Below are 9,066 nucleotides of genomic sequence, written 5' to 3'. Positions count from 1 at the left end.
TCGCAAGAGAAATATTATACAGAGTAAATCTTGTAGGAATTTTGAAATTGTAATAAACTGCTAAACTTCCGCTCCAGCTGCCCACTTCCCTTTCCATGGGGTTTTCCCTTCAGCTAACTTTTCGAGCAAAGATCACTCGAAAAGTGGATCTTCAGAGAAAACATTCCCACAGGAGTGAAAGCGGGCACCTACGCTAGATATTGTTCTACAAAATTGCAAGAGCTATTATTTTGGGATACTTAAGCCAAGACAGAAGAAAATGGCTATCCTATCTATAGTAGCACTCTATAAAAACGGGAAGTTTTTTTAACCAATAGGATTGCGTCTATAATGTTTATGATAATCAGTAAATCATCTGTTTGTTTTTATATAATATGTAATTAAATCAATAGAATGAATGTAATCATACTCTACCACATTGGAAATATCTCTATAACTATTCTTCCTGCATCTTTTAATTTTTTATGAAAAATATAAGCAAAGAACTTGAAAGTCAGAAAAGGTCAGACTATAATAAGAATCAAGGAAGGTCAAAGATAGTCAAAGTCAAATTGACCTTGACCGAAAATTGAAGGAGGAATGACAAATGAAATGTCAACAATGTGGTATTCGTCCAGCAACAATCAGTGTAAACCTTCGACTCAATGATCAAACAGAATCTTTCCATGTATGTAGTACATGCTTTCAAGATATAAAAAATCAAATGCAACAGCCATCAGGAATGTTTGGTGGTCAAGGTTTTGAAGGTTCATTTGCAGGAAGTGCAGATGGATTTAAACAATCACAAGCTAAAACCCATACGAAACAAGGTGGGAGAGGCGATGGTCTGTTAGATCAATTAGGGAAAAACCTTACAGATGCTGCAAGAGCAGGATTAATTGATCCAGTTATTGGACGTGAGAAAGAAGTAAAACGCGTTATCGAGACATTGAACCGTCGAACTAAAAACAATCCCGTTTTAATTGGCGAGCCTGGTGTTGGTAAAACAGCAATTGCAGAAGGCTTAGCCTTAAAAGTAACAGAAGGCAATGTCCCATCTAAGCTGTTAGGTAAGGAAATATATATTTTAGATGTAGCATCACTAGTAGCTAATACTGGAATTCGTGGACAATTTGAGGAAAGAATGAAGCAATTAGTAGCTGAGCTTCATGAACGCCATGATGTAATCCTTTTTGTTGATGAAATCCATCAACTGGTTGGTGCAGGTACTGCTGAAGGTTCCCAAATGGATGCAGGGAATATATTGAAGCCTGCATTAGCACGTGGTGAATTGCAGCTAATTGGTGCAACAACATTAAAAGAATATCGAAAAATTGAAAAAGACGCAGCATTAGAACGCCGTTTCCAGCCTATCATGGTTAAGGAGCCGACAATAGAAGAAGCTGAATTAATTTTACAAGGATTAAAAGAGCGATATGAAAAATATCACCAAGTAAGTTATTCAGATGAGGTATTACATGCTGCTGTAAGATTATCTAAACGTTATATTCAGGATCGTTTCTTACCTGATAAAGCTATTGACTTGATCGATGAAGCAGGTGCTCGTCTCAACTTAGAAGTGAGTGAATCAGATTCAGATACAGTGCAAAAACGCTTAGATGAAATAGCTAAAGAAAAAATGGAAGCAGCAGAAAAAGAAGATTACGAACGGGCGGCAAATCTTCGCCATCAGGAAATCAAACTAGAAAAGAAATTACAAGAAGCAAATGAAACACCTAAGGCAGAAGTAACCGTCGAAGATATTCAATTAATTATTGAAGAAAAAACCGGAATCCCAGTTCGCAAAATTCAATCTGATGAACAATCTAAAATGAAGTTCTTAGCAGATAATTTAAGTGAAAAGGTAATTGGACAACAGGCGGCTGTCAATAAAGTAGCAAAAGCTGTTCGTCGCAGTCGTGCCGGATTGAAGTCTCAGTATCGGCCAATTGGATCTTTCCTTTTCGTAGGACCGACTGGTGTTGGTAAAACGGAATTAACGAAAGCATTAGCTGAAGAACTTTTCGGAACGAGAGATTCCATGATTCGCCTTGATATGAGTGAGTATATGGAAAAACATACTGTCTCAAAAATAATTGGTTCACCACCTGGATATGTAGGTCATGAAGACGCAGGGCAGCTAACTGAAAAAGTACGTCACAATCCATATAGCTTGATTTTATTAGATGAAATCGAAAAAGCTCATCCAGATGTACAGCATATGTTCCTGCAAATCATGGAGGATGGCCAGTTAACAGACAGTCATGGCAGAACAGTAAGCTTTAAGGATTCTGTGATCATCATGACAAGTAACGCTGGAACAGGAGCGAAAAATATTACCGTAGGCTTTAATAATGATAATAATGAAGCAGTCTCAACCTTAGAGAACTTGAGTGACTACTTCAAACCTGAGTTTTTAAATAGATTCGATGCGATTATCCCATTCAATGAGTTAACAGAGGCGGATCTGTTACAAATTGTTGACTTAATGATTGATGAGTTAACCGAACAATTAAAAGAATCAGAATTAGAGATCGTGGTTAGTGAAGATGCGAAGAAATTCCTGGCAGATAAAGGGTATGATTCACGTTTCGGTGCGCGACCACTCCGTCGTGTCATTCAAGATAAAGTAGAAGACGGCATCACAGATCTTGTGTTAGAGGAAGAAAATGTAGGAACTATCGAGATCGTATTTGAAAATGAAGATATTGTTGTACGTAAAAGCACTAGCTAATTTTCAGCTAGTGCTTTTTTTAGTTGACATAATTGGAAAGTGGCCAAAAAGTGTGCAAAAGTGGCCATAAAACGATGAAAAGTGGCCATTAAATGCATGAAAGTGGCCATAAAACCATGAAAAGTGGCCAAAAAATAACCGAAAGTGGCCATATAACATTGATGCTTTATAAAATATGAAGCACGGTTGACTGTATCTGAACGAGTCAACCGTGCTTATTTAGGATATTGATGTATCATATGACAACCAGTACTTTTTGATTCCTAAAACATTAATTTAAACGTTAAAATGATACAAGTAAACGGATTTGGATTTTTCCCCCTTAGGACGTTTCATGGAATATCCTCCTTATATCGCTTATTTACGCGGTCTTCATTAACTAAACATTTAACATCACACAAGTGAAAAATTTGGATTTTTCCTACGTCTGCGATTCAATTAAATACCCTCCCTGATCGTTTATTTTTAAGATAAATTAAGAGTAACATCAATTCAAAAGGGGGGTAAAACGATACTGTAAGAATATGTAACACGCTTTTCAAAAGAATTTTCATTGCAAGGTTTGGTATAATATAAGTAAAGAAAGGGGGGGCGCTAACATGATTCAACAACAAAACGAATATGGCCGCTTGGAGAAAGTAATAGTGTGCCCACCAAAGTATATGGAAATAAAAAAGATCATTAACGAAACACAAAAGTTTTATGAGGATAGTAATATTGATGTATCTATAGCTGTGAAACAACATCAGGAGTTAGTAGATGTACTTGAAAAGCACGGAGTGGAAATAATAGAACTCTATACCGATCCAAAGCTTAATGAACAGGTATTCACACGTGATATTGGCTTTGTTATTGATGATATCTTATATACTGCAGAAATGGGACGGAATATTCGTAAACCAGAAATTGATGTGTTACAGCAGATACTTGATGAACATGCTATTACATATCATCCCTTAACAACTCAATCGATTGAAGGTGGAGATGTGATGGTTACAGAAGATATTGTCTGGATAGGTAATAGTAGCCGGACGACATCACATGCAATTCAAGAGCTTCAAACACATATAGGTAACAGAGAAATAGTAGAACTACCGATACGACAGGATATTCTTCATTTAGATTGTGCGTTAAACATGGTCAGTAAAGAGGTTGGCTTAATTTACAGTCCTGCATTTCATGAAGAAGATGTAAAAAAGCTGCATGATAAATATGACTTAATTGAAGTTAATGAGGATGAGCAATTCACATTAGGTACAAATGTATTTTCCATTGGCGATCAAAAAGTTATTTCATTACCAGATAATAAACAGGTAAATCAAGCTTTAATAAAAAAAGGATTTGACGTCATTGAAGTGGATTTCTCTGAAATTATTAAATCAGGTGGATCTTTTAGGTGTTGCACTTTACCGATCGAAAGGAAATAGCACGATATTTTTTAAGAGGATGGCACAAAAGTAATTGGATAAAAGTAAAATCTGAACGATTACGTGAATTCTAATTAGAATTTGCTATTGTTCGGATTTTTTAATTGGTTAATAGGAAGGAAATTCCTAATACCTTTTTGCAGTCATTTTGAAAAGTTGTAACTGCTAATATTTTTGTGAATCATGAAACTATTATTGGCGATAATTCGTAAGTATAGATAGGAGGTAAAGGGGATGAATGAATTATTAAGCATAATGCCAATTGTTGCACCACTCATTATTATTCAATTACTATTATTGATAGTTGCACTTATTTCATTAATTAAAGCAGAATATACAAACGGGCCGAAAGCGATGTGGGCAGTGATTATTATTTTCATTGGATTTATTGGTCCTATTTTATTTTTTATTCTTGGAAGGAGACAATACTAGATGCCAGTAATCGAGGTTTCCAATCTAAAAAAAGCCTTTAAAGATGACCTCGTTGTGAAAGGTCTTGATTTCAATTTAGAACAGGGAAAGTGTATTGCCCTACTTGGACCGAATGGTGCCGGGAAGACGACAACTTTACGAATGCTATCAGGACTTTTGAAACCGACAGAAGGGTCGATTCAGTTCAAAGGGACAACGAAGGGAGAAGACATTAGAAATTATATTGGTTACTTACCACAATACCCTGTCTTCCATACTTGGATGTCCGGAAAAGAATTTCTAGTTTATGTCGGTCAACTTGCCCATTTGTCCAAAAAGGATGCAGCAGACAAAGCGGATCAATTACTAAAAAAGGTAGCTATTTATGAATCAAGAAATCAACGCATCGGTAAATACTCTGGTGGTATGAAGCAACGATTAGGGATTGCCCAGGCAATGATCCATAGCCCACAGCTATTAATGCTTGATGAGCCTGTTTCTTCTTTAGACCCTATTGGCCGCCGTGAAGTATTAACATTAATGGAAGAATTAAAAAAGCAAACGACTATTCTATTTTCCACTCATATTTTAGGGGATGCAGAGGAAATTAGTGATGATTTATTGTTAATGCATCAAGGAGAAATTGTGGAAGCGGGTTCCATTGAAGCATTACGCCAAAAACATCAATCCGCTAAATTTGAACTGGCTTTTCATGGTAGTACATCTCCATATTTAGAAAAATTAAAACAATTCCCATCTGTTCTAGAAATTATGTTGGTAAAAGGAGAGATTCATGTCGTCGTGGATGATATCGACTTGGCAAGAAAAGAAATTTTAACAGAAGCAATTAAATCAGACTGGCCCATCGTGAAATTTGAATTAAGTAGAACAACGTTAGAGGATTTATTTATGAAAGTGGTGAAAAACTAATGCAATGGTTCACGATCTTTAAAAAAGAAATATTAGAAGATTGGCGAAATTTCAAATGGATTTGGGTACCACTTGTATTCATCGTAATCTGTATTATGGATCCTTTATCTACCTATTATTTACCTCAAATTATAGATGCGGTTGGTGGCATGCCAGAAGGTGCTGTGTTCGAAGTACCAGCAGTACAACCTGAGCAAGCAATCATGATGAGCCTGGCTGAATTAAGTATGTTTGGAGTTTTGGTTATTGTAGCGATCTCGATGGCTGTGATAGCTGGGGGGAGAGAAAAAGTGGTGTAGCAGAATTAATTCTAGTAAAACCCGTCAGTTATTTTACTTATATATCCGCTAAATGGGCAGCAAAAGGATTATTAGTATTTACTTCATATTTGATCGGAATGTTAGCGAGCTGGTACTATGTGAATTTGTTGTACGGGGGAAATAACTGCAGGTCAATTTGTAAGTCTATTCTTTTTTTACTTGGTCTGGCTGATATTTGTGATTAGCTTAACGATTTTTTATAATACGGTAGTGAAAATACCCGGTCTTGTTTTAACTTTGTCGGTTGTGACTATTATGGGTATGTCTGCGATTAACCAGATATTTGGTCACCATATGTCATGGTTCCCTAATAGTATTAGTGGCCATATTACAGAAATGTTGATGGTAAACAAAATTCCAGGTGCTTTATGGGCAGCGGCATCTATTACTATTATTTTATCGGTAGTATTGTTGATAGCTTCTAACTTTATGTTAAAGACAAAAGAAATGGCCGATTAAGGTATGTGCATTTTTTTCCCTTTTCTATTATAATAGATAGGAAACGGGGCATTAGCTCAGCTGGGAGAGCATCGTGCTGGCAGCGCGAGGGTCAGCGGTTCGAGCCCGCTATGCTCCATTAAATGATTATCCAGTCCATAAAAATAAATAAAAAATAAGACTTTCCAGTAATAATTAATTGGAAAATATCATCTAGTACAAAATAAGAGCAATTTGTTCTTCGTTTTGTACTATTTTTATAAAAAGGGAAAACGTATAATAGGAAGTTTCATACCATACTAGCAAAGAGAAGGTAGGTGGGATAATGAAGATTGGTGTACCAAAGGAAATGAAGAGTAATGAAAACAGAGTGGCGATGACCCCCCCGGCAGGCGTAATGTCATTAACACAAGCAGGTCACGAAGTTAAAATTGAAAAAGGTGCAGGAGTAGAAAGTGGCATAGCAGATGATTTATATGTGAAAGCAGGCGCCACCATTGCCGAACAGGCAGAAGATGCATGGGCACAAGAACTGGTTGTGAAAGTTAAGGAACCACAGCCCTCAGAATTTGCTTTTTTTCGTAAAGATTTAATCTTATTTACGTACCTGCACTTAGCAGCAGCAGGTAAAGTAGCAGATGCACTGCTTGAACAGCAAACAACAGGAATCGCATATGAAACCATTCAAGCTCCCAATGGTGGTTTACCACTCTTAACACCGATGAGTGAAATTGCGGGAAGAATGTCCGTGCAAGCAGGAGTACGGTTTCTCGAGAAGACCTATGGTGGTAAGGGTGTGCTTGTAAGTGGAGTTCCAGGTGTTTCACCAGCAGATGTAGTTATTATCGGTGGAGGGATTGTCGGGACGAATGCAGCAAAAATGGCAATTGGATTAGGAGCAAATGTTACATTACTTGATATTAATATTGAACGTTTAAGACAGCTGGAGGATTTATTTCCAGGTAAAATTCGAACCTTGGCTTCCAATACATTTAATATTGCGCAACAGACAGAAAAGGCTGATATTCTCATAGGTGCGGTATTGATTCCAGGAGCTAAAGCGCCAAAGCTGGTAACAGAGGATATGTTAAATCAATGGAGCTGGATCTGTTATTGTAGATGTTGCGGTAGATCAGGGCGGATCGATAGAAACCATTGATCGGGCTACAACTCATGAAGACCCGGTATATGTGAAGCATGGGGTTAACCATTATGCTGTTGCAAATATACCAGGAGCCGTTTCCAAGACAGCAACCTATGCATTGACAAATGTAACTACTCCATATATTTTACGCTTAGCTAATCAGGGATTAAAAGATTGTATTCAAAAGGATTCCGATTTTGCTAAAGGAGTAAATACTTTTAGAGGAAAAATAGTTCATCAGGCTGTTGCACAAGGATTAGACAGACGATATACGGAGCTAGGCTCATTTTTTGAAAAGTCTGAGTAATAATTACTCAGGCTTTTAATACGGTTTTAAATTGATTATGAAGTTAATCGCTATTTGTCTAGTTGTCACTCTTTAATTTTTGCTTCTCTTCATACATACGTTTGTCTGCTATTCTATATAATTCATTTATTGTCTCACCATCTTCGGGATAGTAACTAACGCCTATGCTAGCGGACAAACATATCTGATCATGTTCTGGCAGAGTCAAGGGCGTGAGAAGCCTTTGTTTCATTTCCTTTATAATAGTAATGGTCTCTGTTTCATCTGCATGAAGTAACATAACAAATTCGTCTCCGCCTAATCTTGCTGCATAGTGCGTATTCGCAGCAACTTCTTGCAAAATTTTTGTTATATGTTGTATAGCATGATCTCCTGCCTGATGGCCAAATGTATCATTAATCTGCTTCAATTTGTTTAAATCAAGCAATAGCAGATTAAACATCTTTTTCCTGTTCAATAGATCAGCTATCCGCTTTTCAAACGCAGCTCGATTTGCTAAACCAGTCAGGAAATCATGGTAGGCCAAAAACTTTACTTTCTCTTCTTTGTCTTTAGCTTCTGTAATGTCTTTTACCATTAAAAACTGAAGCGTTTTTCCTTCTACCAAAATGAAATCAGAATCAACTAATAAAGTTATTCCTTCTCCTGCCTTATTCACAAAAGAAATTTCAAAGTTTTCCAACTTAATTTTTTCTTTAAATGCATTTTGGTATTCATTCATAAACTTATCCTTATCAATACCACCTAAAAAGACAGTATAGATGATTGAAGTATAGCTTGTCTTTTTACACTTAAATAAGTAGATAATTGCGGGCTTGCCTCAAGAACAATCGCCTTTTCATCCATGATGTGTATTCCCAACGGAGATCGCTGAAAGAGGATATTATACTGTTTCTCGTAAGATGATAAATAATCGTATATTGCCATGCTAAAGAATAAAGTAAGTGCCCATATTAATGTCACGTGTGGGATTATATGAATAAGGAAATACAAAAGCTGTCGTTGATAAGCGATGTCGTCAACAATGATAGTGACCATCCGAAATATAATAACATTCCTTTAAACCATACTTGGGCTGCTTTGCTTCCTTTTCTCATTTTAAATATAGTTAAAATAATAGTGACTATAAGATATGCAAAATCAATTATATATAATATATCACTAGTGTCGCATAAATTTATTCTGAATTTTCTAACTATTATTCTCTGCTTTTTTGATGAAAAAGAAAGACAACCAAGCAAAGGTAGTAAACATCCATTTTTTTTATTGTTTAGGAAATTATATAATTAGACCTTGTGGATAACTTTTATGTATAATATAAGCAAAAAAATGTGGAGATGGGTGCCATGGTGCGAGAAGGAACCGGAGTAATCAAA

7 protein-coding genes, 1 tRNA gene and 1 pseudogene are annotated in these 9,066 nt (G+C 36.3%); 8 read left to right on the top strand and 1 reads right to left on the bottom strand.

Annotated elements, in window-relative coordinates; translation table 11 throughout:
- The first annotated feature begins 586 nt into the window (after window positions 1–586).
- The 8 genes and pseudogenes from JCM21714_RS17165 to ald all read left to right on the top strand — a co-directional run bounded on the left by JCM21714_RS17165 (window position 587) and on the right by ald (window position 7,690).
- Window positions 587–2,713: an ATP-dependent Clp protease ATP-binding subunit gene (locus JCM21714_RS17165; RefSeq protein ID WP_035726262.1), complete on the top strand. Its 2,127-nt coding sequence runs from the start codon at window positions 587–589 to the stop codon at window positions 2,711–2,713.
- Between the two features lie 599 nt (window positions 2,714–3,312).
- A complete protein-coding gene (locus JCM21714_RS17160) occupies window positions 3,313–4,140 on the top strand; it encodes a dimethylarginine dimethylaminohydrolase family protein (protein ID WP_035726261.1) in 828 nt (275 codons plus the stop codon).
- Window positions 4,141–4,374: 234 nt separating this feature from the next.
- The gene (locus JCM21714_RS17155) at window positions 4,375–4,572 is read left to right on the top strand and encodes a PLDc N-terminal domain-containing protein (protein ID WP_035726260.1); all 198 of its coding nucleotides are present in this window, start codon (window positions 4,375–4,377) and stop codon (window positions 4,570–4,572) included.
- Complete coding sequence (locus tag JCM21714_RS17150) at window positions 4,573–5,481, top strand: ABC transporter ATP-binding protein (protein ID WP_035726258.1); 909 nt, start codon at window positions 4,573–4,575, stop codon at window positions 5,479–5,481.
- Window positions 5,481–5,780: a hypothetical protein gene (locus tag JCM21714_RS22530; RefSeq protein WP_235183021.1), complete on the top strand. Its 300-nt coding sequence runs from the start codon at window positions 5,481–5,483 to the stop codon at window positions 5,778–5,780. Before JCM21714_RS17150 ends, JCM21714_RS22530 begins: the two co-directional genes overlap by 1 nt.
- Before the next feature lie 198 nt (window positions 5,781–5,978).
- Entirely contained in the window at window positions 5,979–6,260 is a 282-nt protein-coding gene (locus JCM21714_RS22525; RefSeq protein WP_235183020.1) for a hypothetical protein, read from the top strand.
- A 45-nt stretch (window positions 6,261–6,305) separates the two neighbouring features.
- Window positions 6,306–6,378, top strand: a tRNA-Ala gene (locus JCM21714_RS17140).
- 186 nt (window positions 6,379–6,564) lie between these two features.
- Window positions 6,565–7,690: pseudogene (gene ald, locus JCM21714_RS17135) on the top strand (alanine dehydrogenase).
- Window positions 7,691–7,748: 58 nt separating this feature from the next.
- Here the strand turns inward: ald and JCM21714_RS17130 are convergent.
- Window positions 7,749–8,411, bottom strand: a complete 663-nt coding sequence (locus JCM21714_RS17130; RefSeq protein WP_035726256.1) for a GGDEF domain-containing protein — start codon at window positions 8,409–8,411, stop codon at window positions 7,749–7,751.
- Between the last annotated feature and the right edge of the window lie 655 nt (window positions 8,412–9,066).

Source organism: Gracilibacillus boraciitolerans JCM 21714 (assembly GCF_000521485.1).
Classification (GTDB): Bacteria; Bacillota; Bacilli; order Bacillales; family Amphibacillaceae; genus Gracilibacillus; species Gracilibacillus boraciitolerans.
The sequence above is the reverse complement of the archived record's forward strand: the minus strand, read 5'-3'. Positions and strand labels throughout refer to the sequence as shown.

What these genes read in the sequence shown, in the direction of transcription:
- JCM21714_RS22530 (WP_235183021.1), top strand. Translation starts at nt 5,481, where the DNA reads ATGCAATGGTTCACGATCTTTAAAAAAGAAATATTAGAAGATTGGCGA.
- JCM21714_RS17165 (WP_035726262.1), top strand. Translation starts at nt 587, where the DNA reads ATGAAATGTCAACAATGTGGTATTCGTCCAGCAACAATCAGTGTAAAC.
- JCM21714_RS17155 (WP_035726260.1), top strand. Translation starts at nt 4,375, where the DNA reads ATGAATGAATTATTAAGCATAATGCCAATTGTTGCACCACTCATTATT.
- JCM21714_RS17160 (WP_035726261.1), top strand. Translation starts at nt 3,313, where the DNA reads ATGATTCAACAACAAAACGAATATGGCCGCTTGGAGAAAGTAATAGTG.
- JCM21714_RS17130 (WP_035726256.1), bottom strand. Translation starts at nt 8,411, where the DNA reads ATGAATGAATACCAAAATGCATTTAAAGAAAAAATTAAGTTGGAAAAC.
- JCM21714_RS17150 (WP_035726258.1), top strand. Translation starts at nt 4,573, where the DNA reads ATGCCAGTAATCGAGGTTTCCAATCTAAAAAAAGCCTTTAAAGATGAC.